This window comes from Candidatus Accumulibacter phosphatis (assembly GCF_012939955.1).
GTDB classification, from domain to species: Bacteria; Pseudomonadota; Gammaproteobacteria; order Burkholderiales; family Rhodocyclaceae; genus Accumulibacter; species Accumulibacter delftensis.
Genome location: NZ_SPMY01000108.1, coordinates 1 through 23,784, shown reverse-complemented (window position 1 = coordinate 23,784; position 23,784 = coordinate 1). Strand labels below are relative to the sequence as shown.

Here is a 23,784-nt window from a genome sequence, read left to right as displayed (position 1 = left end):
CAGCCGAACTGCCTGGGCGCAGCGTGATCGGCGGTGGGTTCGAGACAATGATTGAGGTGGTCATGCGCGAGGGCCTTTTTCCGCAGTGAGCATCTTCTCAACAGCGTGCAACTGCTGCGAGACACTCAAACAACAGCGGCCAGCTTCCATCATTCCGCCATGATCTGCAAGTGGCCTTCGACTTTCTCTAGCCGCTTGTTGATACACGAGTGCGATGGATGAATTGCTCCTTCTTTCATGGCGGCATCTTATCCTGGGAGGGGTACATTCTGCCTAATGGAGAGGTGGTTCATATCTTCTAACGGCAGCCTACTCGTCAGGCCAGTGCTTTCAGGCCTTGGTAGCCAACGTAAAGACCAACGAGAAGGATGAGCGCAGCAGAGAAATACGGTGCTCTCCGCGCAAACTTGCCGAAACCGCTCCAGCGCCTGGAAACGTGTTTCACGCTCAAGGCTGCCAAGGCGCCGGAAAGAACCATCGTCAAGGCCAAGCCGATACTGAAGCTCAGCACCAGGGTCGCACCGAGGGCGATCTCCTTCAGTTGCAAGCACAGCAACAGCACGGTAACCGAGGCGGGACAGGGAATCAGCCCGCCAGTCAACCCGAACATCACGATCTGCCCGGTCGTCACTTCCCGATTGGTGAAACGGTGGCGGATATCGTTGGCATGCGCCAGTTCGTGCGGATCCTGGTATCCGGGAGCTGACACATCCAGCCCTTCGTAGTCCTTGATGGCGTGGTGCTGGTGGTCGTGCTCGACGAACTCGACATCATAGTCGTGGCTGTGGTGCTCATGACCCAGGCGCAGACGAGCCACGAATTCGTGTGGCTCTGGAATTTCCTGCTCCGACTCCACAAAGCCGTCGCGCTGCACGAACCGGAATGACTGGCGGCTACCGTCTGGTCGTTCGGTTTCGATCCTCACCTGATCGGCTGTCCAGGTGTGGCCGTGCCCGCTTTCTGCGAACAAGCGGAAGCGCGGCGGCACGCCGTCCTCGAACACATCCAGGCGTACCACGCCGTGACCGGTATCGATGCGTTTGCTGTCGTCATGATGATGATCGTGATCGTGGTCCTGCTCGGCAAGCTGCTGTTGTCGCCAGTTCCGCCAGATCATCCAGAGAGCAACGCCGATGATCACCAAGGCGGACGCCACCTGCAGATAGGGCTCACTGGTTTCCGCGTCCCATTTCTGGCCGAAGTACATGCCGCCAAGCGCGATCACCCACACCACAGCTGTGTGTGAAATCGTCGCCGACACCCCGAGCAGAACGGCTTGCCCCACCGTGCCACGAATCGCCACAATGAAAGCGGCCATCATGGTCTTGGAGTGGCCTGGTTCGAGGCCGTGCAGGCCGCCGAGCAAGATCGCACTCGGGATAAACAGCCAGGCGTTTCCCGCGCCCTGCGCCAGCAGGGTGGAAAAACTGGTCATCGTGTTTCCTTCAGAGATATTTGGTGATGGCTTTGAACTCGCGGATAGTCTCTTCCGCGCTTTGCGGCGCGTCGCGCACTGCTTGTTCAAGGCAGTGGTCGATGTGGTCGTGCACCAGCGTCTTCTTGGCGTTGCCGACTGCGCTTTCGACGGCCTGCAGTTGCTGGGCGATCGCCAGACAGTCACGGCTGTCCTCAAGCATGGTGATGGTGCTCCTGAGGTGGCCTTCAGCCCGTTTCAGGCGCTTGATGATCTCTGGATGGGAAGTGTGCGTGCTCATACCTCGTATCCTATCCAGGGGGATAGGATACGTCAAGCCATTAAAAGGCCCCAAATCCCGCGATTGAAAACCTCGCCGCCCGGTTGCCGGGGCTCTTGCCCATGCTGAAGGCGCGCGAAGTGCGAGAGGGGCCACGCAAGAGGCGGCGGCAGTTCGCAGAGTACGCAAAAGCGGAGGGGCGGATCCCGATAGCATGGTGGTGGCACGAGTTCTGGACGAACGGTTCCTCGCGCAGTGCTGCACGGAGGAGTCTTGCCGGGGTGCCGAGCGGAAGCGGCTATGGAGAATTTGCCACGGCCTGCGCGAAGCTGCGGGTACGGATGGTGCGGAAGCGGTCGACGGTATCGACCGCGACCTTCAACACCCATGCCCCAGCATGGCGCACCACCTTGCCCGGCAGATGAAACAGGCGCCAGCGGATGGTGGCGACTTTATAGCGCTGCCAATCGGCGCCCAGGGTGGAATGCTTGAACAGGACGAACAGGTTATGGGCGATAACGCCGATGCGGAAGAATGCAGCGTTGACGATAAGCTGCCCGCAGGGCATGCGCCCCATGCCGAAGCCGATCTTCAGTTCCTTGATCCCATTCTCGGAAGTCTCCCCGCACTAGCGATACCAGATCAGGGTGTCGGTGGTCGATTCGACGCAGTTGCTGACGATGACGTGGTATCTCGGTGCGTCATCGAACAGTTCTGCCTGCCGCTTGTACTTGACGACGATCAGGCGGAACGCTTTCCTGGTCTCGTTCATGCTGTGCAGTGTCTCGGCAACGGCGCAGTCAGCGTAGCGCTTCCAGTCGCTTTCAGGGATTCCGGCAATGGCCTGTTGTGTCGGCGCATCCAGCCGACCGCCGATGGCGAAGGTCTTGCCGGTGTTTTCGCAGTAATTGACAATGTCAGCCTGATAGCCGGCCGAGTCCAGGCGGACATGGGCCATCCGATGCCCTTTGGGCAGGCGTGCTTCACAGGCCTGGATGAATTCGAAGTTCTGTGTTGCCGGGGCGATGTTGCCTTCACGAAACGCGTCGAAGATCACGATGCCGGCTTCAGCCAGATGGCCGATAATCGGCATCTAGCCTTGCGCTCCCTTGTAACACTCCTGGCGTGCCTCCTCGATGATCGACGCCATCGTGAAGGGCACCGGTTCGCCGCTCGTCTCGCCCTCAACCAGGGCCTGACGCAAGGCGCTCACTTTCTGTTCGTGCTCTTCGAGCAGCCGCATCGCGGCGCGCACCACCTCGCTCTTGGACTCGAAGCGGCCGGCATCGATCTGCTGGGCGATGAAGCCCTCGAAGTGTTCACCCAGGGTGACGCTGGTGTTTCGCGGCATGACGGCTCCTTTCTGGGTTGATCTTGTGTATTAGATACTAATACAAATGTGATCGAGCGTGCGCAACAGCTTCCGGTCATTTGACTATTGATAACCTATTTTATCGATAGTTACGCGGGGTGGTGTTATGGCGCCATGATCTGCTTTCTTGTAGACACATCGCCCGCAATATGATATTGCTGATGATATGAGGCTTGTTCTCGACACTAACGTTATCGTTGCTGCTATGCGCAGTCCAACTGGCGCTTCAGCCGCCTTGTTGATGGCCGCCCGTCGGGGCGAGGTGACGCTTGTGGCCAATGTGGCGCTGGCGCTCGAATACGAAGCGACCTGTTGTCGACCTGAACACGGCATAGCTGCCGGTCTTAGCCCCGCCCAGGTGAGCATCTTTCTGGATGCCGTCATCGCCATGGTCGCGCCGGTTGAGACGCATTTTTTTGTGGCGACCGCTGTTGCGCGATCCCGGCGACGAACTGGTGCTCGAAGCCGCCGCCAACGGCCTCGCGTCGGCTATCGTGACGTTTAATCAACGCGATTTCGGCACTGTGCCCCTGCAATTTGGCATCGAAGTATTGACCCCTATCACCGCCTTACGGAGGATCAGACTATGAGAAATTCTCAAAGCACCTACCCGCTGCGTCTGCCTAATTCGATCAAGGCCGAAGTTGTGCGCCGCGCCAAGGCCGACGGCACGAGCTTAAACCAGTTCGTGGCGACCGCTGTCGCCGAAAAGCTGGCGGCCATGAACACCGCGACGTTCTTCGCTGAACGTCGGGAGCGGGCTGATTTTGATGCTTTCGACCGCATTATGCAGCGCCAGGGCGGTGAGCCGCCGCAGCCAGACGATCTGATTCCTTGAACCGGACGCGGCCATGACCACGAGCGGCCTGCCAGCCACCCTGCCCTCCGCTTCCCGGCTCCTGACCGCCGAGCAGTTCCAGCGCCTGGCCGATGTTCCCCCCGAAATCGAATGGTTTGCCAATCTCGGCAACAAGGCCACCCGCCGCGCCTACGAAAACGCCCTCGGGGATTTTATGAAGTTCACCGGCATCGTGAAGCCCGAGGAATTCCGCACCGTGATCCGCGCCCACGTCATCGCCTGGCGTGACGACCTGGTGCAGCGCGCCTTGAGCGGCATGACCGTCCGGCATCGCCTGGCGGCCCTGTCGTCGCTGTTCGAGTCCCTGTGCGAGAAGAACGCCGTGACCCATAACCCAGTCAAGGGGGTCAAGCGCCCACCGGTGGAAAGCTACGAAGGCAAGACCCCGGCGCTCGGCGACCACCAGGCGCGCAAGCTGCTGGACGCGCCCGACGGCGCGTCGCTCAAGGGCAAGCGCGACCGCGCCATCCTGGCCACCCTGCTCTATCACGCTCTGCGGCGTGACGAGCTGTGTCGGTTGACGGTCAAGGACTACAAACACGAGCGGCGCGGGGTGCCGCACCTCAAGGTATTCGGCAAGGGCGGCAAGATCCGTTATGTCCCGCTGCACCCCGCGGCCGGCGGCTTGATCGGCGACTATCTTGAGATCGCAGGGCATGGCGCGGACGATGCCGGCGCCCTATTCCGGCCGCTGCGCAACAACTGCACTACTGGCGGACTGGAAAGAGCGATCACGCCCGACGCGGTATACAAACTGGTGCGGCAATACTCAACGGCACTGGGTTTCGCGATCGGGGCGCACGCGTTGCGGGCGACCGCCGCGACCAATGCGCTTGACCACCAGGCCGACATCGCCAAGGTGCAGGAGTGGCTGGGTCACGCCAACATCGCCACGACGCGTATTTATGACCACCGCAAGACTAGGCCGGAGGATAGTCCGACCTTCAAGGTCGCCTACTAGCAGCCTGTCGGACTTGATCCCGGTCAAGTCCGACAGGCTGCTAGCGCCGATGTGGCCGGGGTGTTCTCGAAAACCGCTCTCGCTTGAAGCGGCGTTAAATGGCGATCTTCGAAAAGGTCAGGCAGCTTCAAGCACCCGCATTTCGATGTGAAGCCCGGCAGCCGTCGCCATGTTCACCAGTGCATCGAGGCCGAACAGGTTGATCTTGCCGCGCATCAGGTCAGAGACACGCGGCTGAGTCACACCAAAGAGTTTGGCGGCCTGCGTCTGGCTCATTTCGGTCCGGGTAAGGTGGTTCTTCAGCGCCGTCAGCAGGACAGAACGCAGCTTCATGTTTTCCGCTGCTTCCGGGGTGTCCTCGATGGCATCCCAGACGCTGGCAAATCGTTCGTTGCTCATTGGTTTAGCTCCTTCAACAAATCGCGGTAACGCTTGGCGGCCAAGCCCAGATCGGCCTTGCTGGTCTTCGCGGTCTTCTTCTGGAAGCAGTGAAGCACGTAGACGGCATCAGCGAACTTGGCGACGTAGATGATCCGAAACGCCCCGGCTGCATCCCGAATCCGAATCTCCCTTACCCCCTGGCCCACGGCGCTCATAGGCTTCCAGTCGTCCGGTTCCTGGCCGTTCTGTATCTGGTCGAGTTGATGGCCTGCCTCGCGTTTGGCCGCGAGTGGGAAGGCGCGAAGGTCATCAAGGGAGCATCCACGGAATTCGACTGGCTTGAGATTGATCATGTCTAGACTATACAAAAACTTGTATGTACTGACAAGATGGATTGGAGCCGCGGCACAGGCAACCGGCTTAGCGCACGACTTTTCCGACCTCTACGCGCCTCGTTCCTTGAGCCACGCTGCGCGGACCTCCGCCTGTCCAGTGACGCGCCTTCCGGTCACTTTACCGCCAAGAAAAACAACTCTGCTTCTATTCAGCTTGACCACCTTCCAGAATTTGGTTAATTTCATGAGATGTTTATTTCCTTCATTCATGAACGGTGGTTTTCATGAAAACAATCGTAATCACATCCCAAAAAGGTGGCAGCGGTAAAACGACCCTTGCCGCTCACCTCGCAGTCGAAGCTGAACGCATCGGCGATGTCCCCGTGTGGCTCATTGATACCGATGAGCAAGGCACACTCAGCCAATGGCACGCGCGACGGGAGCAAGACACCCCCAACCGCGCCGAAATGCCATTTGCCCGTATCGCAGAGGGACTGGCCAACATGGCTCAACGTGGCGCGGCCTATTGTTTCATTGATACCGCCCCCACGATCTCCGGTCAGAGCTCCGCCGTCATCAACATGGCCGATCTCGTGTTAATCCCCGTTCGCCCTTCTCCCGCCGATCTTTGGGCCGTTTCGGAAACCGTTGCCTTGGTCAAGCAAGCGGGGAAACCTTTCCTCTTCGTCATCACTCAAGCCAAGCCCCAGGCCACCATCACCGCCCAAACGATCGCCGCTCTTTCCGAGCATGGTCGGGTTGCTCAAGCCTTCATCGCCGACCGCGTTCCCTACGCAGGCGCGATGACCGGAGGCCGCACCGCCCCAGAGCTTGCCCCGAAGAGCCCAGCCGCCGACGAAATCGCCCGTTTATGGCTTAGCGTGAAATCATGTTTTCATGAAAACATTAAATCAGTAAGGAAAGTTAAGCATGGCTAAGACTGTTGCTATCACCGCCGCCGACCTTTCGCCGACCAAGCCACGCCAGCAGAGCATCACCCGTCAGCGCGGCGTGACCTCATCCGCCGAGCTCGTGCCTTTGCAATTCCGCATGCCCCCCAGATTTCGTGCGATCCTTCAAGCAAGCGGCTCTCGATCGAGGCTTAAAACTTAATGAATTGCTGAATGAATGTTTTCATGAATTCATTAAAAAAAGCAGGCTAGCCACCAAGTAGGGTAGGGCGGTAGTGCAGCCGCGCTTAAGAAAACCCAGGATACTTGCCCCGCCGCTTACAGAACGCCAGAAAGTGAGCCTGAGCATGAAGCGGGCTGATCTTCTTACGATCAATCCAAGCTCGCCACTCTGCTTCAATTCTGTGAATGTCCCAGCCAGGCGCGTAGTTACGCCCCAGCGCGTAAGCATCCTCACTCAAGCGGATAAAAACCCCGCGCTCGGTAGAGGATGGCAGCTTGCTCTTGGTTCGCATTTCAACCATATCGCCATCGAGCCTGAAACCGTACCCTGGCATGTGGTCATGCAACTGGTCGGCATCAATGATCGTCTGCAACAGGCGCCGAAACTCTTTTAGCGTGGATTGTGCCCCGCACTTTGCCCGCAGCTTCTCCAAGCCAATCTTAAACGAAAGCTGTTGCCCGACATGCTTGCGTGCCAGCTCGTAAAGTCGCCGTTCGAGCGGCTTGGCGAGTTGAAAATACTGGCGATCAAGCGTTAGTACTTCATGAGCTTCGACCGCCTGAAACACCCAATCCGAAAGGACAATTTCGATTTCTTGCATTCGCCCTTCGCGGCTCTCCCGCACGATCCGCGCCCGATCAATCAGGCTGAACAAATCGAACGTCTCCTTGCCACCCGTAATGATGTTGGTCGCAATCTGCGTGCCCTGCAGCCGTTCGAGAGCTTCCCTGAGCTGCAAGTAGCCACGCCCGCTTGTGTCCCGATTGGTCGCAATCAAGAGATCATGCGCCCGCAGCCGCAGGGTTCGCGACACCGGACGGCTATCATTCACCGCCGCCATAAGCTGGCTTATGCAATAAATCAGAATGTCTCGGTCAAAGACCGTTGCTAACCCCTTCGCGCCAGGCCGCACCTCCGCCCAACTCGCCCCGTTCTCATAACGACGGGTCTTCATGTCTGGTTTCTTCGACAGCGAGAATATCGGGTGCTCCATCGAGGCGCTATCGCCCTTCAGGGCAGCATCAAAAACGTCGCAAACGAAGAAATCCCGCTCGTGCCGAATTGGAAGAAGAGGGGACCTCTCCTTCGTGTTATCACCCACCGAGACTTCCGAGTTCGTGTTATCACCCACCATTCACGGATTTTTCGTGTTTTCACACGCCATGTCAATATTGTTCGTGTTATTACCCACCTTTGAGCCTGTTGATAACTTTTCCATACATGCTCTCAGCATTCGTGTTTTTTACACACCAAACTTCGTGTTTTTACACACCAAACTTCGTGTTTTTACACACCGGAACATTCAAAAAGCACCTTTTTTTCTTGTTTAACATCAGACATTTACAGCTTTGCAAGAATCACGTAACTCTATTAACTCTATTTAACAAGACTCTAGCGTTGTTGATAACTAGCCAGCCGTGGTCGCTACCACCAGCATCCAGCCACCTCTTTTGGTCTCAACCAACGCAAAAGCAGGGGCTCCACCTCGCTTTCCCGCGCCCAATTTATCCCGACGCCGAACAGGTTCACCGCCGCACGACCCCAAGTGATCGGCCTTCGGCCTCAAAATACCAACACCACAGGCGCGGCCCTTCGGGCCGCGTCAAGCAGACGCCCGCTAACGCGGGCGGGAATTTTCAATTGAAAGCCCGTCCCGGCGCCGGTAGTTTTCCGGAAAGGTCCGAGGACAGGGAAAGCAAATAGAAGCCACGGCGGGGGGCAGGGTACTTTGATCAACGGGAAGGGGTCTGCCGACGCAGGCGAACCTATCGCCGAGGCGCTGCGCCTGCTCGACTTGTTTGCCAGTGCTGGGGCCGAGGCTTTCGATATCACCCACACCAACCTCCAGCAGGAGAAACGGGGCTTTCGCCCGGCGCAGAGCCTGGCCCAGGCCCGGCAGTCCATGCCCTACCTGGTGCCCAGCGCCGCGCGGCGGCAGAACAATCTGATCGTCCGTCCGCGCGCCGGCGCTGACGTCACCCTGGTGCAGCTCGACGATCTCGCGCCAGATGCCCTGGCCCACATCGCTCCGGCCGCATTCCTGATTCTGCGTACCAGTCCCGGCGGTCAGCAGGCCTGGGTCGCCGTCACCAACGCTCCCCGGGGCTTCGCCGCGCGTCTCAAGGAAGGAACCGGCGCCGACAAGGAAGCGTCCGGCGCCACTCGTGTCGCCGGCACCGCCAATTTCAAGCCCGCTTACGCCCCGAACTTTCCTCGGGTCCGGATCGCCGCCGCCCAGCCCGGGCACCGCGTTACTACGCAGATCCTCGACGCTATGGGCGTCCTCGCGCCGGCCCAGCCGGTCCCGGTGTCGCTACCCCCCGTCGCGTCCTCCAGCGATTCGCGGACGAGCAAATGGCCCAGCTACGCGCGCTGCCTCGAAGGGGCGCCGATCGGCGCCGGCGGTAATCCCAAACGCACTAGCGCGGATTTCATCTGGTGCAAGATCGCGCTCTCCTGGGGCCACGGCATCGAAGCGACCGCCGAACGGCTGCTGGAAGAAAGCGCCAAGGCCCGCGAAAACGGCGAAGCCTATGCCCGGCAGACCGCCGAGCATGCCGACTACGCCGCCCGGCAACGCAACGCCCTGCCACGAGGGCGACCGGCGAGGGGGTAAGGGGAGGCCCCCGCCGGGGGGAGGCCCGTCGCTCGGAGCACCCCGGGAATCGGCCACAGCGGGCCGTGAGCGCGTTTTTCCCGGTTGGGCCAGCCCTCTCTATCTAAAACCATCCTGGCGCGCTCTACGGGCTTTGTCTGGCGTGACCTTGGACTACCCCGGGTTTCTGTGGACAAGCCCTTGCATAACCCGGTGCGTTACCCACGCGCTCCGCCTGGTGGCTCACGATCGGGCGCCTGCCCGTTTTTGCGGCGGCGGGCCGTTCGGTGCCCCGTTGCATTGGCTTTTCTGAGGCGGATTTCTTGCTAAATTATCGTTATTACCGTAATCTTATTATCGTAATAACGATAATTTCAGAACACTATTTCAAGGACATCAGATCATGGCTAAGGCATTGGTGACGCAAGAACGTGTTTTCGAGGTGGCACAGGCCCTGACGGACCAGGGCACGGCACCGACCATCTTGAACGTGCAGGAAGAGATCGGCGGAGGCAGCTATACGACAGTCAAGCGCTACCTGGACCAGTGGCGGGAGGCGGCGCCAAAGCAGCGGCAGCCGGTAGAACTGCCGGAACCCGCGGTCGCCCGGCTGATGAGCCTCGGCCGGGAGTTCTGGGGCCTGCTCGACGAACAGGCCGGACAGCAGGTGGAAGCGCTGCGGGCGGCGACGCGGGAAGAGATTGCGGCGATCCAGACGCAGCTTGACCAGGCGGAGCAGGCGATCGGCCGACTGGAGGCCGAGCGCGAGCAGGCCGAGAGTCATGCTGCAGCGCAGGAACAAGCACTCCGCGAAGCCGTGGCAGCACGGGCGGCGCAGACCGAACGGATGGCCGCCGCCGAGGCGAAGGCCGGCGAACTGGCGGCACGGGTCGAGGACCTCAAGGGCGAACTGGAGCGGGCCCATGCGCGACAGATGGCCGAACGCGAAGCAACAACGGCGGCCCGTGCCGAAGCCCAGGCCGCTGCGGTGGAAGCTGCCCGGTTGCAGGGCGAGCTGACGGCACTTAAGAAACCGCGTTCAAGCGCTTAACGCGGGCGAAGTGGGCACGGCAACCAGGCAGCTTTCTTCGGGAACTCGTCGTTGCGCGGGGGGTGGTTGGATGGCCGCAAGAGGGCCATGGCGGCGACAAAGCGTGGTTACAGCGCTTTGTCGCCGTTGTTTGTCCGGGCTGGTGTTGTCAAAACAACGGTGCAGTAACGGTAAAACAACGGTAAAAAAAAGGTAGAACAACGATAAAACAACGCACGGTGTCGTTCTATTTCTGGTGTAACAACGCTGTAATAACGCTGTAGGGCCGGGCAGGATATGTGAAGTAGGCCCACCCGCAGGCGGGTCGTCCTTCTTCACGAAGCCCTTATTCGCACTGCGTGCTCAACGGACATCCTGCTCTGCGAGGCAGCCGGCTATCGCCGCCACAAGGGGTAGAACAAGCAAGCCGTGTCACCAGCCGCCATTTCGTAGTCGGAAAACGCCGGAGACAAAGTTTCCGGCCATCCGACCTATCAGACACGGTTTCCCGTGCAGCTTTCGCCCTGTCGAGACCATCGTTTGCGCCGCGTTGCCGTCCGTGTGGGAAACACTTGTTTTGCGACATCCGGCCAAAGCGCAAGGGATGCGTCCTGGCGTCTCGTGGGCTACAATGTAGCTCAATAACTTGGAGGATCAGATCATGTCCGCAAATGCCGTTGTCCGTGCCAGAATCGACGAGCACATTAAGGAAGAGGCGACCGCCGTGCTTGCGGCGATGGGGCTGACCGTGTCGGACGCCTTCCGCATCATGCTGACCCGCGTCGCCCGCGAGAAGGCACTGCCGTTCGAGCCACTGGTTCCGAACGTCGAAACCATCGAGGCGATGAAGGAAGCGCGCAATGGTGGCCTGAAGTCGTTCGCCACCGTCGAGGATCTGATGGCGGACCTGAATGCGGAAGATTGAACACACTGGCCAGTTCAAGCGTGACTACAAGCGCGAAACCAAGGGACCGCACCGGCAAACGCTGCAAAGTGACTTCGTCGCCATCGTCACGGCCTTGGCCCATGATCAGGTTCTGGCCGACAAGCACCACGATCATTCGCTCAGTGGGGATTGGAAGGACCACCGGGATTGTCACGTCAAGCCCGACTTGGTCTTGATTTACAGAAAACCGGACGACAACGTACTCCAGCTCGTCCGTCTCGGTTCGCACAGCGAACTTGGCCTGTGAGCAGCCGGGCTCCGTGACAAGGAAATGAAGGATACGGCGAGCGGAATCACCGATGTGGAACGGGTACTACACGTTCCAAAGCGACGGCACGGTGATCGACCTGGACCTGGATACGCTCGTGGCAGGGCCGGCGTGGGGATGACGGAATTCGACGGTTCCGGCTTACAACCCCTTCGTGATTGACGACCAGCTTAATCGAAGCGGACGGCAATGCGCGTCCCCTCGCGCGTTTCGCAATAGCCCGCCGGTGCCTGGCGGGCGGGCCAGGTCAGGGTGCATCGCAGCACCGCGCCATCCGTGGCACGCAATTCTGGCGTGGCCGAGTACTCGTAGTGTTCGGGGTTGCTTCCAGCCGATACCCAGCTGGGACGCATGCTGCGCCTATCTGTAGCGACGCAAAATGATGTCGGCCCAGACGCACAATCAAGGGGGCTTTCTGACGCAAATTAGTTGAGACGGATAGCGACTCCAGACGCACATTCGGTGATTCTCAAACCACATTACGTGAGACGGACGCACATTGTTGAGACGCTCACTCGTGCTCGCGGCACCGACGGTCACGGCGGCGGACTCACGAAATCTCGGTACCGAACGTCTGGATGAATTTCGACTTTCCTACGCGGCTCGGAGGGCTCACACCCGCCATTTCACAGTGGGGCTCGCCAAGAAAACGGTCGGTTTTCTGGTGGGCAGCAGGCGGCAGCTTTTTGCTCCGACGGGTCACCAGAAAACCCGTTGCTAAAATCAACACAAGATTGCATCCTATGCTCCTTGTTTCCTGACGGAGCGAAGAAGTGCTGCTAATCGGCTACGCCAGGGTATCGAAGTCCGATGGCTCCCAGACGGTAGCTCCGCAGCGCAATGCACTGCTTGTTGCGGGCGTCGACCCCGAGCGCATCTATGAAGACCTGGCTTCAGGGCGCAATGACGCGCGTCCTGGCTTGATCGCCTGCCTCAAGGCGCTTCAGCCCGGTAACACGCTCGTCCTCTGGAAATTGGATCGCCTGGGGCGCGATCTTCGACACCTGGTCAACACCGCCGAAGACTTGCGCGTGCGGGGCATCGGCTTGAAGGTACTGACCGGCGCCGGGGCGCAGATTGACACCACCACCGCCAATGGACGACTGGCCTTCGGCATCTTTGCAGCCTTCGCCGAATTCGAGCGCGAACTGATTGCCGAGCGCACCCAGGCGGGTCTCGCGGCGGCACGTGCTCGTGGGCGCTTGGGTGGGCGTCCGCGCAAGATGGATCGAGCAATGCTGACCATGGCGATGGCAGCCCTGTCGGATCCAAAGGCCGTTGCTGCCGACGTCGCCAAGCGCTTGGGCATCACGACGACCACGCTTTACACCTACGTCAACGGTGATGGTTCACCGAAAGCCGCCGGTACTGCTTTGCTGCGCACCGAAACGGGCGACGAATCACCAGACACGGCATCCACTGTCCAGCGGAGCGCATAGTGGGCGCCGGTGTCGCCGTTCCGATGGAGGCGATCGTGGCCTTGCGCCGCAGATTAGCGGCCTTGCCGATACGACATCCGGAGCGCCTGGTGCTGATGGACTCGATGGCCAACCTGTACGCGGTCTCGCGGACCACCTTGTATCGCCTTCTGCGTGGCGATCGGCGTCCGAAAGACGCGCACCGGGCAGATCGCGGCAAGCCGCGCATCATGCCGGCTGTGGAAATCGAACATTGGTGCGAGATCGTCGCTGCCCTGAAAGTTCGCACCACCAACAAAAAAGGGCGCTGCCTGTCGAATGCCCGGATTCTCGAACTGCTCGTTGAGTACGGTGTTGAGACGCCGGATGGACTCGAGAAGCTTCCGCCAGGTCGGCTGTCGGAATCCACGCTCAATCGACACCTGCGACGGCTGGGCTATGACCGGGATCGTATGACGCGCGAGCCACCGGCCGTGCGCTTCCAGGCCGAATTTGCAAATGCGCTGTGGCACTTCGACATGAGTCCGTCAGACCTGAAGGAGCTGGAAACCCCACCGTGGCTCGATCCGGATCGGCAGGGTGCGCCTATGCTGATGCTGTTCAGTGTCGTCGACGATCGCTCGGGGGTGGCCTACCAGGAATACCGCTGCGTATACGGCGAGGATGTCGAGACGGGGCTGAGGTTTCTGTTCAACGCCATGTCAGCCAAGGAAGAAGCAGGAAATCCGTTGCAGGGCATCCCGAGCGCGATCCAACTGGACAACGGGCCGGTCGGTAAGTCGGCAGTGTTCCGTCGCGTGATGGAGTGCCTTGGCGTCGAGGTCATCCTGCATATGCCGCGCGATAGCGACGGCCGACGCACCACGGCGCGCAGCAAGGGCAAGGTGGAGCGTCCCTTCCGGACGGTGAAGGAAGCGCACGAGACGCTGTATCACTTTCACAAGCCAGCGACCGAAACGGAGGCCAATCGCTGGCTCGTCAACTACGTGATCAAGTACAACCATCGGGACCACCGCACCGAAGACCACAGCCGCCAGGAGGACTGGCTCACGCACCTTCCCGCAGATGGGCTGCGGGCGATGTGTTCGTGGGAACGATTCTGCACCTTCGCCCGCGAGCCGGAGCGGCGTACCGTGGCGATCGACTGCCGCCTGACCGTCGCGGGCGTGACCTACGAGGTGGATGCCGAATTGGCCGGCGAGGAAGTCATCGTATGGTGGGGTTTGTTTGATCAGGAACTCTTCGCAGAACTGGGTGACGACCGCTACGGCCCGTTTCAGCCGGTCGGCGGGCCGATCCCGATCCATCGCTACCGCAAGCATCGCAAGAGTCGGCGTGAGCATCGTGCCGACCAGGTGGCGCAGTTGGCCGAGAAAATCAGCATCCCACGTGCTGCGGTGAGCGGAGAGAGCGACATTGTGGTGTGCGCCCCGCCGGGCGCCGCGCTCATGCCGCCGGCGAAGCCGTTCGACGGTCCGGACCCTTTCCACGAACTGACCTTCCCCAATGCGGTAGCGGCTCGGCAGGCCATCGCCGAGGAGTTGCGCTTGCCGCTTGCGAAGCTCGGCGATGAGGACCGCGCCTTCATCACGCAACTACTCGCGGAAACCCTGTCACGGCCCGTCATTATTGCAACCATTCGCACCCGCTTCCCGGCGGGGCGCAAAGGAGGAATCGCCTGATGCTCACCGAAGTCATGCGGCACTACCACCTCAGGCGTCCGCCCGTGGATGTTGGATTCTTCGAAACCGACCATCACCAGCAAATGACTCGCGACCTGATAGCCGCGATCCAGGGAGGGCGTCTGATCGCGCTGACCGCCGTGATCGGCTCCGGCAAGACCGCGCTCGCGCGGCGCCTGCGCGACAGCCTCGATAAGGAGGGGCGCGTGATCGTGTCGCGCTCCTTGACCCTGGACAAGGCCAAAATCACCGTCCCCTTGCTGATCGCCGCACTGTTCTACGATCTGTCGACGGAGAAGACGGTCACGATATCGAGCCAGTCGGAGCGGCGCGAGCGGGATCTGCAGGAGCTATTCCGCAAGGTCAAGAAACCGGTCGCGCTGTTCGTCGATGACGCGCACGACCTGCACCCGAAAACCCTGACCGCCTTGAAGCGCTTGCTTGAGCTGGTCGTAGACGGCGGCGGGCAGTTGGCGATCGTTCTGATCGGGCATCCCAAGCTCAAGAACGACCTGCGCCGCCCCAAGATGGAGGAGGTGGGAGATCGGACTACCATCTTCGAGTTTGGGGGTCTGCGCGACCGGCAGCGCGACTACATCGACTGGGCGATGAAAGCCTCGCTCGAAGAGGGCGTCGAGCCGGGCACAGTGCTGACCGACGACGCGGCCACTCTCCTGGCTGCAAGGCTCAAAACCCCGCTGCAGATCGGGCGGCACCTGGTGCGCGCTTTCGAAGCAGGCTTTGAAGCCGGTGTGAAACCAATCGACGCCGCCATCGTGGAGACGGTGCTGTCGAGGCGCATTGATGATCTGGAACCCCAACTGACGCGGCACGGGTACGACGTGCGCGCTTTATGCGAACAGTTCGAAGCGAAGCCGGTGGAGATCCGCGAACTGCTGCGCGGCACGCTGAATCCGCAGCGCTCGACGGAACTCATCGAGGAAATGCGGGCAGTGGGACTGCCGCTGTGACCCTCCGCACCGCGAACGCGATTGAGCGTCTCAACAATGTGCGTCCGTCTCACGTAATGTGGTTTGAGAATCACCGAATGTGCGTCTGGAGTCGCTATCCGTCTCAACTAATTTGCGTCAGAAAGCCCTCTTGATTGTGCGTCTGGGCCGACATCATTTTGCGTCGCTACAGTTAGCGGCTGGCCGCGCGCATTAACGAACAACTCCGTCGCCGGCGCCGGACCGCGCACCGCCAACCACGCGCGCAAATCCACGCAAGTCTGCTTCCAGAGTGGGAGCAAACGTTCCCGACGGCCCTTGCCCATGATCCGCACATTGGGCGATGGTTGCCACTCGATCGCATTTATCGGCAGGTTGACCAGTTCCGAAACGCGCAACCCGGCGGAGAAGCATAGGTGGAGCATAGCGCGGTCGCGGATGCCGTCGTGGCGCTGGAGATCCGGCGCATTGAGAACGGTCTGCATCTCATCCATCGACAAATAACTGATCAAGTGGGAATCGGTGCGCTTCGCCGGGATCGCCAAAATGCGCCGGCTTTGTTCCAGCAGCGCCGGCACGCGATGCTCGATAAAGCGCATGAAGGACTTGATCGCCACCAAGCGGGCGTTACGCGTGCGCGGGCCATTGTGGCGCTCGGTTTCAAGGTGTTGCAGGAAGTCCATCACCAATTTGGCGTCGATCTGCTCAAGACTTAGCGCCGATGGCGTAAGCCGCAGTCGCTTGCCGGCAAACTCGAACAGCAACTGGAAGGCGTAGGCATAGCTGTCGCAAGTGTGCTCGCTCGCGCCACGTTGCAGGGGAAGGCGTTCGCGCAAAAAGGCGGTGATATGGGGGGCGATCGGTGTCATGGCGTTTGCTCCTCGAACAAGCGCTCGCATACGTCGACGATATCCTCCATCAATCGTGGCGAGCTTTCCAAATACCAGTACGTGCTGCTTGGGACTGCGTGACCAAGGTAGGTCATCAGTGCCAGCATGTGGCTCCCAATGTGGTCGCGAGCATGCGGGCAAGCTATCAGCGCATTCGACGCAAAGGTGTGACGAAAATCGATCAGCCGGGGCCTCGGCTGCCCTGCTTGGCGGGGAAGACCGCAGGCTGACAGGAGTTTGTGGAATGTCGGATACACTGCGTCGAGACTCAATGGACCGAGCTGTGTCGAGAGGAACATATGGTCATCATTGGTGGCAACTCGGCGGCGTTCGACCAGATATCGCTCCAGTGCCGCCTGGGTCGTCGAGTGCAACGGCACCAGCCGACTTTTTTTTAAACTTCGTGTTGCGGATCACCAAGCCGTCAGCGGAAATGTCCTGGAAATGGAGGCTGATGGCTTCGGAAATACGCAGCCCGGTCGCGGCCAGCAGGCCAATCAAGGTGCTGTAGGTCTGCGCCCGTAGCGTCCCTGGCGGACCAAGGTGCAGCGCTTGCGCCATCAGCGCCTGGATTTCGTTCTCGGTATACAGATAGGGGGTTGGCCGCTGCCGCCGCGCACAATACACGCCCTGCGGCGGGATCTCGTGGCGACCATCGGTAGCATGAGCAAACCGCGCAAAGCGGATGACCATCTTCAAACGGTTGCTGCGTTGCGATTCCGACCGCCCTTGCCCTGCCCAGGCGATGGCCGTCGCGGCGACTATGACGGTGTCTCCTTGCGCACTGGCGAAGCGGACAAAGCCTCGGAGGCGGTGTTCGTCATCGACGAGAGCGAAACCGGCCGCGTGGCGAACAGCCAAATAGGTATCAAGCGCGTCCTTTAGCATGATGTCGCTCCCGGCCACGGCCTGATGACTTGCTGCAATAGTCCGATGTCGACTTTGGCGTACAAGGCGGTGGTGTCGATGCTGCGGTGGCGCAATACTTCGCCAATGACCTGGAGCGAAGCGCCTTGGCGGAGCAACCCGGTTGCCGCCGAATGGCGGAAAATATGGGAACCGAACGACAGCGCCTCGACACCGGCACGCCGGATGGCACGCGTAGCGACATGCTTGACCACGTTTCGGGTGATCGGCTCCCATGGAGCGACAGCGGTGATAAAAACGTAGACGTCGTTTACCGAGGGACGCGCTTGCCGCAAATAGTTCAAGATGGCGTCACCGACGTCCTGAGGCAAAGGCAGTTTGGCCTCATGCCGACTCTTGCCGATGACGGTAAACGTGCCGTGCAACCAATCGATATCGTCGAACTTCAACGAGGCGACGTCGCTGGCGCGCAGGCCGAGTCGTGCCAACAGCAGAAGGATGGCTTTGTCGCGGATATCGATAGGCCTTGCGCCATTGCATGCCTCCAGAACACGCTCTACGTCGGCCGGCGGCAAATAGCGGGGCAAGCTCGCCAAGCGCCATTCGGCAATGGTCGGAATGGCGGCGTCGAGGCCCGGCTGACAACGTTCAGTGGCGATCAAAAACCGAAGAAACATGCGAGCGGCTTTTACACGGGTTTGTGCAACAGCGCGGCCGTTGCGCTTGGCGTAAGTCAGAATGAAGCCGTGGAGCTTGGTGGCATTGAACTGCTCTGGTTGCGGGTCCAGCGAAGAGAGCAGGTCCATGACGTGCTGGCGATAGGTGATCAGCGTCGAGGGTTTGACGCCACGGTGAATTTGCATCCAGTGCTCGAATGCGGCCACCAGTTCCGGCGGAGCTAGCGCCGCCTTGGTAGCGACGATGCCTTGCTGGGCGCGAAGAAACTCCGTGAACTGTTTCGCGCCGCGCCAGTAGATCGAATGCTGTCCCTTCGTGCCATGCAGCCGACCCTGCTTGGCCAAATGATCGCAGAAGGTATTCCAAACACCTTCGTGCAAGGAAGTCAGGTCACCACCGGCCACCTGCATCCAGTTGGCGAAGCCGACCGCCCCAAGGAGAAGATGCCGGATGGCGTCTTTGCAATAACCCCGTTTCACCAACCAGTCAGTGAAAGGGTCTAGATAGGGACCGACAGGTCCCGCATAATACCCCCGCGCGCGTTGCCGGGCGCGTGAAATAGGTCGTAAGCATACTGTCCTCCTTTGGCTAACCAACCGTTCAAGGACGACAGTAATATGCCGAGAAAACCGGCAAAAGAAACCGCTGCAACCACCTGATTTCAAGGCAAATGCTGCCGCCCTAGGAAAGAATACTCCTCATATTCCTGGACTCTGCATATCCCAGAAAATTCCGTCAATCTGGGGTAGAACAAGCAGTTGTGTCACCAGCCGCCACCTTGGAGTAAGCGGGAGCTTCATTTGCTCATCAACTTGCGCAGCAGGCGCTTTTCCAGGGAGACGCATTCCTGCGGATTGCGTCCCTTGTGCTTGGCGATGCGATCCGCCGTGGCGACCTGACGCTTAATGGGCCAGAGCAGGAGCGGCCAGCCATCATTCGTCGCCGTCCAGGCCTCCACAGCACAAGCGGTCCGGGTACAGCGCCGTCAATTGCGATAGCGTCGCCTGTACCTCTTCCAGATTGGTCATCATGTGGGAAACCTGCTCATCCAGATCGCTGGCCAGCTCGAATAGAGAAGCGACCTGGCTGCGCGATCCCTCGTTGATGACGGCCATTGCCAGTTGGTGCAGCTTCAGCAGGTCGGTGCGAAGCTGCGGCGGGGTGGCGTATTCGCCATCGCTGAGATCGTCGCGCAGTTCGTCCACGGCATCGACGGCACGCAGCAGCGAATGCGTCTCGAAATTATCCGGAGACAGTTTGTCCCACTCTTCATCGGTAATGCGGGCTACCATCGGCTGGCACCTGATCAAGCGACCGCGAGCGTCAGGTGTCCGACCGGCTCGGCGGCCGGCCGCACTTTGATCTCGATGTCGTAGCCGAGGCGGTTCAAGCAGTCCATCAGCTTGCGCTCGGACAGGTTCGTGAAGTCACCACGCATCATGCCTGACACCTTCGGTTGCGGGATGCCCATGCGTTTCGCCGCCTCTTGTTGATTCAGCCCAAGAGCGCGCATTGCCTTCCTGATTTCGACTACCAAGCCGGTCTTGATCTTGAGTTTTTCGGCGTCTGGCAGTCCAAGGTCGGCAAAGACGTTGCCCGAGCTGCGCTGAACCTCGACGCCTTCAATGATTCGTTTTTGCATTTCGTAGCTCCTGTGCCAATGCGTCGGCCACTTTCAGCCGAGCGCGCAATGATGTCCATATCTGACTTTGGTGTGGCGATCCCCCTCTTGCTCTTCTTCTGGAAGCAGTGCAGGACGAACACCGCTTCCGCGTACTTCACCGTGTAGACGGCCCGGTACGTGCCGCCGGCATCGTCCTCGACAACCTCAAGCACGCCGGCACCGCCGAAGCCCTTGAGCACCTTTGCCGCGTCGTCCTGATCGCCCATCTGCGCCAACGACAGTGCGTAACCGAAGCGCCTGCGCACGTCAGGCGGCAACGCCATCAGATCCTTGTAGCTGCTCGCGATCCATTCGAGCGCTTTTTCTTCATTGGTCATGGCGGCAGTTTATACCTGTTCAGGTAAACGCAAAAGCGCGATACCAGTCGCGTTGATGTCGCAAAACACCTGCTTCCCACCCGGACGGCAAAGCGTCGCAAACGATAGTCTCGACAGGGCGAAAGCTGCACGGGAAACGGTGTCGGATAGGCCGGATGGCCGGAAACCTTGTCTCCGGCGTTTTCCGACTACGAAATGGCGGCTGGTGACACGGCTTGCTTGTTCTACCCCTTGTGGCGGCGATAGCCGGCTGCCTCGCAGAGCAGGATGTCCGTTGAGCACGCAGTGCGAATAAGGGCTTCGTGAAGAAGGACGACCCGCCTGCGGGTGGGCCTACTTCACATATCCTGCCCGGCGCTGCAGCGTTGTTCTACCTTTTTTTTACCGTTACTGCACCGTTGTTTTACCTTTTTTCTACCGTTGTTTTACCGTTACTGCACCGTTGTTTTGACAACACCAGCCCGGACAAACAACGGCGACAAAGCGCCGTAACCACGCTTTGTCGCCGCCATGACTGTGTATTCCACGCAAACTGGACACCGATTCCACGGCAAACTGGACACCCATTCCACGCGAACCTGGACAGTCGGAGCGTAGCGACGCGGGGTTGAAAGGTTTTACTCTGAGGCTCGGGTTCTGGTCAAGTTTTTGGTCTGCAAAGGCAACCGTTGGTCGTTACTGCGTAACGGATTTTTTTAGCCAATCGAAGGCGCTTTTCGTAGTAGTCATTCTCGCCATTGTGCACCCGCGCCGCGCGCTCCAAAGCGGCGCGGTCCGCCTCACGAAGTAGCCCTTCAAGTACCTCACGTTGCGTTACTGCGTAACAAGCCGCCAGGCGCTCCAAGGCACGCTTGGCGTGAAGATTGACCAGCAGATTCAGCCGCTCGGCCTGGCCGTCAAGATCTTTCAAGTGACGAGCGCGATAGTCCGATTGCCGTTGAGCATTACTTTTTGCCATGTTGATGGTCCTGTTGAGTGTTACGCAGTAACGGTTTGATGAGGGGTTGCCGTGCCAGTAGGGCAGCGATCAAGGGTGCAGGCCGTGTCGCGCTTGGGGCGCAACGAGTCGCACCGAGCAGAGTTATCCACGGCCGCCCGCCAGGCTGCGCTCCTTCTATAGCAGGCGGGCTGGCGGGCGGCGGTGGGTAACTTGTCAGGCTTGCTGGAGGCGTTCATACCGGCTTCTCCGGCTTGCGCAGCGATTCCCCATCAAGGTCCAGCGTATGCGCCTGGTGGACCAGGCGGTCGAGGATCGCATCGGCCAGCGTCGGATCGCCAATCGAGGCATGCCAATGCTCGACCTGCAGCTGGCTGGTGATGATCGTCGAGCGCGTCCCATGGCGGTCATCGAAGATCTCCAGGAGATCCCGACGGCTATCGTCGGAAAGCGGCGCCAGCGCCCATTCGTCGATCACCAGCACCTCGGTCTTGGCCAACTGCGCCAGCAACTTCAAGTAACTGCCATCGCCGCGGCCAATCGCCAGCGCCGGCAAGAGACGCGTCAAGCGCACATAGAGCACTGAATGCCCCTGCCGACACGCCTGGTTGGCCAGGGCGCACGCCAGATAGGTCTTGCCGATCCCCGTCGGCCCGCAGATCAGCACGTTCTGGTGATCGCTCACCCAGCGCCCGGTCATCAAGCGGGCGAACAGTGCCCGGTCGAGTCGGCGTGGATGCCGGAAATTGACATCTTCTGGCGTCGCCGCCTGTTTCAGTCCGGCGCGTTTCAGACGCGCCGTATTCTGCCGTGACTCGCGTTCGGCCGCCTCGCAGTCGACCAGCAGCCCGAGGCGCTCCTCGAACGACAACTGGCCGATCTCCGGGCTTTGTGCCTGGCTGGCCAAGGCTCGGGCCATGCCCGGAAGGCGCAGTTGGTGGAGTCTCTCGACGGTCGGATGATTCAGCATGGCAAAGCTCCTTCAGTGGTAGTAACCGGGGCCACGCACATTGGCGTGCTCCGGAGGTAAATGGGTCTGGCCCGGGGTGCTCACCCGCTGCTTGTCCAGGCCGTTCTTCAAGATCGATTTCAGGCTGCTGTAGGACGTCGCGCCAATGGCGATGGCCCGCTCGCAGGCCGCTTCCAGGCGATCATCCCCGTAGGCCTTGCCCAGGCGCAGGATGCCCAGGCAGGCCCGGTAGGCCTGTTGCGGATGGCGGCGCTGATGCAGCAGGCTCTGCACGACGCCTTTGGCATGCGGCCCGATACGCCCGGCCCAGTCGAGCAGCCGCGGCGCATTCCAGCCCTGTACCGCCTGATGGGCCGGTGTCATGTGCGCATCGACGGTGGTGTGCCGACCGCGGCTGTCGTTGCGCACATGACTGGCGATACGCGTGCCGCGATGGAAGATCTCGACGGTGCTCGCCGTCAGCCGGCTATCGACCTGCTCGCGGGCGAAGCGATACGGCACCGAGTAGTAGTGGCCGACGAGCTCGACGTGATAGTCGACGCCGACCCTGACGACCTTCCACTCGGCGAACTCGTAACGGGTCACCGGCAAGGGCAGTAAAGCGGGCCGATCGAGTTCGACGAAGGCCGCTTGGCGGCAGCCGGGCAACTTCTTGAACGGCCGCTGGTTGAGCCAGCTCATCAGCTCGGCGATGCTGCGGTTGAGCTCGGAGAGGCTGAAGAAACGCTGGTGGCGCAGTCGCGCCAGGACCCAGCGCTCGACCAGAAGCACCCCGGCCTCGGCCTTGGCCTTGTCTTTCGGGCGACGGGGCCGGGCGGGGAGAACCGCCGTGCCGTAATGAGTGGCCAGGTCGCGGTACGTCGGGTTGAGTTCGGGCTCGTAGTAGCAGGCGGTGGTGACGCCGCTCTTGAGGTTGTCGGGGACCAGCAGCGCCGTGCAACCGCCGACGTGTTCGAAGGTGCGCACATGGCTGCCGATCCAGTCCGGCAGACTCTGGCTCCAGGTGGCTTCGCTGTAGGTGTAGTTGGAGGCGCCGAGGACGGCGACGAAGATCGCCGCCGGCCGGATTTCGCCGCTCGTGGGATCGGTGATCGGCACCGTTTGGCCGGCGTAGTCGACGAACAGTTTCTCGCCCGGGGTATGCGTCTGGCGCAGGCTGAGCGAGAGCCGCCCGACCCACTGACGGTAGAGGGCGCAGAAGCCGCTGTAGCGGTAGCCGGTCGGGTACTCGGCTTTGTATTCCTGCCAGAGGAGGTCGAGGGTGACGCCCTTGCGCCGCAGTTCGCGGTGCACGATCGGCCAATCGGGATCGGGCCGAGCCTGGTTCGACGGTGCCGTCGGCGGGTACAGCTGCGCCTCCAGCGCCGGCTCGCTCAATCCTGCCGGCAGGGGCCAGGTGATGCCGTAGAGCTTCGCGCGGCGGAGGAGATCGCCGACGGTCGTCGGTGAAGCATTGATCGCCCGGGCGATCTCGCGGTGGCTGCGACCGCCTTCAAGCGACAGCCGTAAAACGTCAAAAATCTTGCGCATGGATAGCCTGCTATTCGCCATGTGGGCCTCGGCAAATCTCCCGAGGGTGCCACGGTTATCCCGCGCGCTACGATATTACAAATGACTGTCCAGTTTGCTCTGGAATCGGTGTCCAGTTTGCCGTGGAATCACTGTCCAGTTTCGTCTGGAATCCGTGTCCAGTTTGGTGTGGAATACGCAGCCAGACTCTCGAAGCCGCGCGCGCCTGCTGGCCAACGCTATGGATATACTGCTCTATGCTCATGAGGCTTTCCAGAATTGCAGAGGAGCCGATAAGTGCTCAAT

The 23,784-nt window shown here is 60.5% G+C and carries 27 protein-coding genes and 3 pseudogenes; 12 read left to right on the top strand and 18 right to left on the bottom strand.

The window, feature by feature from the left end; all coding sequences use genetic code 11:
• Positions 1-316 precede the first annotated feature (316 nt).
• The 5 genes and pseudogenes from E4Q23_RS21500 to E4Q23_RS21480 form a co-directional block, all read right to left on the bottom strand.
• Complete coding sequence (locus E4Q23_RS21500) at positions 317-1,435, bottom strand: nickel/cobalt efflux protein RcnA (RefSeq protein WP_169068497.1); 1,119 nt, start codon at positions 1,433-1,435, stop codon at positions 317-319.
• A gap of 10 nt (positions 1,436-1,445) precedes the next feature.
• Positions 1,446-1,715, bottom strand: coding sequence for a metal-sensing transcriptional repressor (locus E4Q23_RS21495; RefSeq protein ID WP_012806074.1), 270 nt, complete (start codon positions 1,713-1,715; stop codon positions 1,446-1,448).
• A gap of 277 nt (positions 1,716-1,992) precedes the next feature.
• Positions 1,993-2,301 (bottom strand): annotated as a pseudogene (locus E4Q23_RS21490) (transposase); the annotation flags it as partial.
• Between the two features lie 21 nt (positions 2,302-2,322).
• Complete coding sequence (locus tag E4Q23_RS21485; RefSeq protein WP_169068495.1) at positions 2,323-2,787, bottom strand: hypothetical protein; 465 nt, start codon at positions 2,785-2,787, stop codon at positions 2,323-2,325.
• On the bottom strand, positions 2,788-3,045 hold the full coding sequence (locus tag E4Q23_RS21480) for a type II toxin-antitoxin system ParD family antitoxin (RefSeq protein ID WP_169068494.1): 258 nt from the start codon (positions 3,043-3,045) through the stop codon (positions 2,788-2,790). It lies immediately after the preceding gene.
• A 187-nt stretch (positions 3,046-3,232) separates the two neighbouring features.
• Between E4Q23_RS21480 and E4Q23_RS21475 the strand changes: the two genes are divergently transcribed.
• From E4Q23_RS21475 to E4Q23_RS21465, 4 genes are read left to right on the top strand one after another with little or no spacing between them, the layout of a single operon-like run.
• Positions 3,233-3,571 carry a PIN domain-containing protein gene (locus tag E4Q23_RS21475; RefSeq protein ID WP_336511752.1) on the top strand — a complete coding sequence of 113 codons (339 nt, stop codon included), beginning with the start codon at positions 3,233-3,235 and terminating at the stop codon, positions 3,569-3,571.
• Positions 3,498-3,656: a hypothetical protein gene (locus E4Q23_RS25020; RefSeq protein ID WP_336511754.1), complete on the top strand. Its 159-nt coding sequence runs from the start codon at positions 3,498-3,500 to the stop codon at positions 3,654-3,656. The genes E4Q23_RS21475 and E4Q23_RS25020 overlap by 74 nt, the downstream gene beginning before the upstream one ends.
• Positions 3,653-3,904, top strand: coding sequence for a YlcI/YnfO family protein (locus E4Q23_RS21470; protein ID WP_012806087.1), 252 nt, complete (start codon positions 3,653-3,655; stop codon positions 3,902-3,904). The genes E4Q23_RS25020 and E4Q23_RS21470 overlap by 4 nt, the downstream gene beginning before the upstream one ends.
• Positions 3,905-3,917: 13 nt before the next feature.
• Positions 3,918-4,886, top strand: a complete 969-nt coding sequence (locus tag E4Q23_RS21465) for a tyrosine-type recombinase/integrase (protein WP_012806088.1) — start codon at positions 3,918-3,920, stop codon at positions 4,884-4,886.
• Between the two features lie 117 nt (positions 4,887-5,003).
• Here E4Q23_RS21465 and E4Q23_RS21460 read toward each other — a convergent pair whose 3' ends face one another.
• On the bottom strand, positions 5,004-5,285 hold the full coding sequence (locus tag E4Q23_RS21460) for a helix-turn-helix domain-containing protein (RefSeq protein ID WP_012806089.1): 282 nt from the start codon (positions 5,283-5,285) through the stop codon (positions 5,004-5,006).
• Complete coding sequence (locus E4Q23_RS21455; RefSeq protein WP_012806090.1) at positions 5,282-5,620, bottom strand: type II toxin-antitoxin system RelE/ParE family toxin; 339 nt, start codon at positions 5,618-5,620, stop codon at positions 5,282-5,284. Before E4Q23_RS21455 ends, E4Q23_RS21460 begins: the two co-directional genes overlap by 4 nt.
• Positions 5,621-5,886: 266 nt before the next feature.
• Here E4Q23_RS21455 and E4Q23_RS21450 point away from each other — a divergent pair, with 266 nt between their 5' ends.
• On the top strand, positions 5,887-6,540 hold the full coding sequence (locus E4Q23_RS21450; RefSeq protein WP_012806091.1) for a ParA family protein: 654 nt from the start codon (positions 5,887-5,889) through the stop codon (positions 6,538-6,540).
• 260 nt (positions 6,541-6,800) lie between these two features.
• Here E4Q23_RS21450 and E4Q23_RS21445 read toward each other — a convergent pair whose 3' ends face one another.
• Complete coding sequence (locus E4Q23_RS21445; protein ID WP_012806093.1) at positions 6,801-7,871, bottom strand: replication initiator protein A; 1,071 nt, start codon at positions 7,869-7,871, stop codon at positions 6,801-6,803.
• Between the two features lie 594 nt (positions 7,872-8,465).
• Between E4Q23_RS21445 and E4Q23_RS21440 the strand changes: the two genes are divergently transcribed.
• The 4 genes from E4Q23_RS21440 (at position 8,466) to E4Q23_RS21425 (ending at position 11,555) form a co-directional block, all read left to right on the top strand.
• The gene (locus tag E4Q23_RS21440) at positions 8,466-9,353 is read left to right on the top strand and encodes a DNA-primase RepB domain-containing protein (protein WP_169068493.1); all 888 of its coding nucleotides are present in this window, start codon (positions 8,466-8,468) and stop codon (positions 9,351-9,353) included.
• A 382-nt stretch (positions 9,354-9,735) separates the two neighbouring features.
• Positions 9,736-10,383 carry a DNA-binding protein gene (locus tag E4Q23_RS21435; protein WP_169068492.1) on the top strand — a complete coding sequence of 216 codons (648 nt, stop codon included), beginning with the start codon at positions 9,736-9,738 and terminating at the stop codon, positions 10,381-10,383.
• Between the two features lie 640 nt (positions 10,384-11,023).
• Positions 11,024-11,287, top strand: a complete 264-nt coding sequence (locus E4Q23_RS21430) for a type II toxin-antitoxin system RelB/DinJ family antitoxin (RefSeq protein WP_012806065.1) — start codon at positions 11,024-11,026, stop codon at positions 11,285-11,287.
• Positions 11,274-11,555: a type II toxin-antitoxin system YafQ family toxin gene (locus E4Q23_RS21425; RefSeq protein ID WP_012806066.1), complete on the top strand. Its 282-nt coding sequence runs from the start codon at positions 11,274-11,276 to the stop codon at positions 11,553-11,555. Before E4Q23_RS21430 ends, E4Q23_RS21425 begins: the two co-directional genes overlap by 14 nt.
• Positions 11,556-11,746: 191 nt before the next feature.
• Here the strand turns inward: E4Q23_RS21425 and E4Q23_RS24380 are convergent, their stop codons facing one another.
• Positions 11,747-11,929: a hypothetical protein gene (locus tag E4Q23_RS24380; RefSeq protein ID WP_248595640.1), complete on the bottom strand. Its 183-nt coding sequence runs from the start codon at positions 11,927-11,929 to the stop codon at positions 11,747-11,749.
• Positions 11,930-12,352: 423 nt separating this feature from the next.
• Here E4Q23_RS24380 and E4Q23_RS21415 point away from each other — a divergent pair, with 423 nt between their 5' ends.
• The 3 genes from E4Q23_RS21415 to E4Q23_RS21405 are packed head-to-tail and all read left to right on the top strand — an operon-like array spanning position 12,353 to position 15,647.
• Complete coding sequence (locus E4Q23_RS21415) at positions 12,353-13,015, top strand: recombinase family protein (RefSeq protein WP_169068502.1); 663 nt, start codon at positions 12,353-12,355, stop codon at positions 13,013-13,015.
• 23 nt (positions 13,016-13,038) lie between these two features.
• Entirely contained in the window at positions 13,039-14,676 is a 1,638-nt protein-coding gene (locus tag E4Q23_RS21410; protein WP_169068501.1) for an IS481 family transposase, read from the top strand.
• Complete coding sequence (locus tag E4Q23_RS21405) at positions 14,676-15,647, top strand: ExeA family protein (RefSeq protein WP_169068491.1); 972 nt, start codon at positions 14,676-14,678, stop codon at positions 15,645-15,647. Before E4Q23_RS21410 ends, E4Q23_RS21405 begins: the two co-directional genes overlap by 1 nt.
• A gap of 107 nt (positions 15,648-15,754) precedes the next feature.
• On the opposite strand, the gene E4Q23_RS21400 is transcribed toward E4Q23_RS21405, so the two are convergent.
• The 9 genes and pseudogenes from E4Q23_RS21400 to istA form a co-directional block, all read right to left on the bottom strand.
• Complete coding sequence (locus E4Q23_RS21400) at positions 15,755-16,495, bottom strand: tyrosine-type recombinase/integrase (protein WP_169068490.1); 741 nt, start codon at positions 16,493-16,495, stop codon at positions 15,755-15,757.
• Positions 16,492-17,077: pseudogene (locus E4Q23_RS25430) on the bottom strand (tyrosine-type recombinase/integrase). The gene E4Q23_RS21400 and the pseudogene E4Q23_RS25430 overlap by 4 nt, the downstream one beginning before the upstream one ends.
• Before the next feature lie 320 nt (positions 17,078-17,397).
• Entirely contained in the window at positions 17,398-18,726 is a 1,329-nt protein-coding gene (locus E4Q23_RS21390) for a tyrosine-type recombinase/integrase (protein ID WP_169068488.1), read from the bottom strand.
• Positions 18,727-18,993: 267 nt separating this feature from the next.
• A complete protein-coding gene (locus tag E4Q23_RS21385; RefSeq protein WP_169068487.1) occupies positions 18,994-19,353 on the bottom strand; it encodes a transposase in 360 nt (119 codons plus the stop codon).
• Between the two features lie 14 nt (positions 19,354-19,367).
• Positions 19,368-19,703: a helix-turn-helix domain-containing protein gene (locus E4Q23_RS21380; protein WP_169068486.1), complete on the bottom strand. Its 336-nt coding sequence runs from the start codon at positions 19,701-19,703 to the stop codon at positions 19,368-19,370.
• A pseudogene (locus tag E4Q23_RS21375) lies at positions 19,684-20,062 on the bottom strand (type II toxin-antitoxin system RelE/ParE family toxin). Before E4Q23_RS21375 ends, E4Q23_RS21380 begins: the two are co-directional and overlap by 20 nt.
• Positions 20,063-20,702: 640 nt before the next feature.
• Entirely contained in the window at positions 20,703-21,020 is a 318-nt protein-coding gene (locus tag E4Q23_RS21370) for a hypothetical protein (RefSeq protein ID WP_169068485.1), read from the bottom strand.
• A 214-nt stretch (positions 21,021-21,234) separates the two neighbouring features.
• Entirely contained in the window at positions 21,235-21,969 is a 735-nt protein-coding gene (gene istB / locus E4Q23_RS21365) for an IS21-like element helper ATPase IstB (protein WP_169068484.1), read from the bottom strand.
• Between the two features lie 12 nt (positions 21,970-21,981).
• A complete protein-coding gene (gene istA / locus E4Q23_RS21360; protein ID WP_169068483.1) occupies positions 21,982-23,520 on the bottom strand; it encodes an IS21 family transposase in 1,539 nt (512 codons plus the stop codon).
• Positions 23,521-23,784 lie beyond the last annotated feature (264 nt).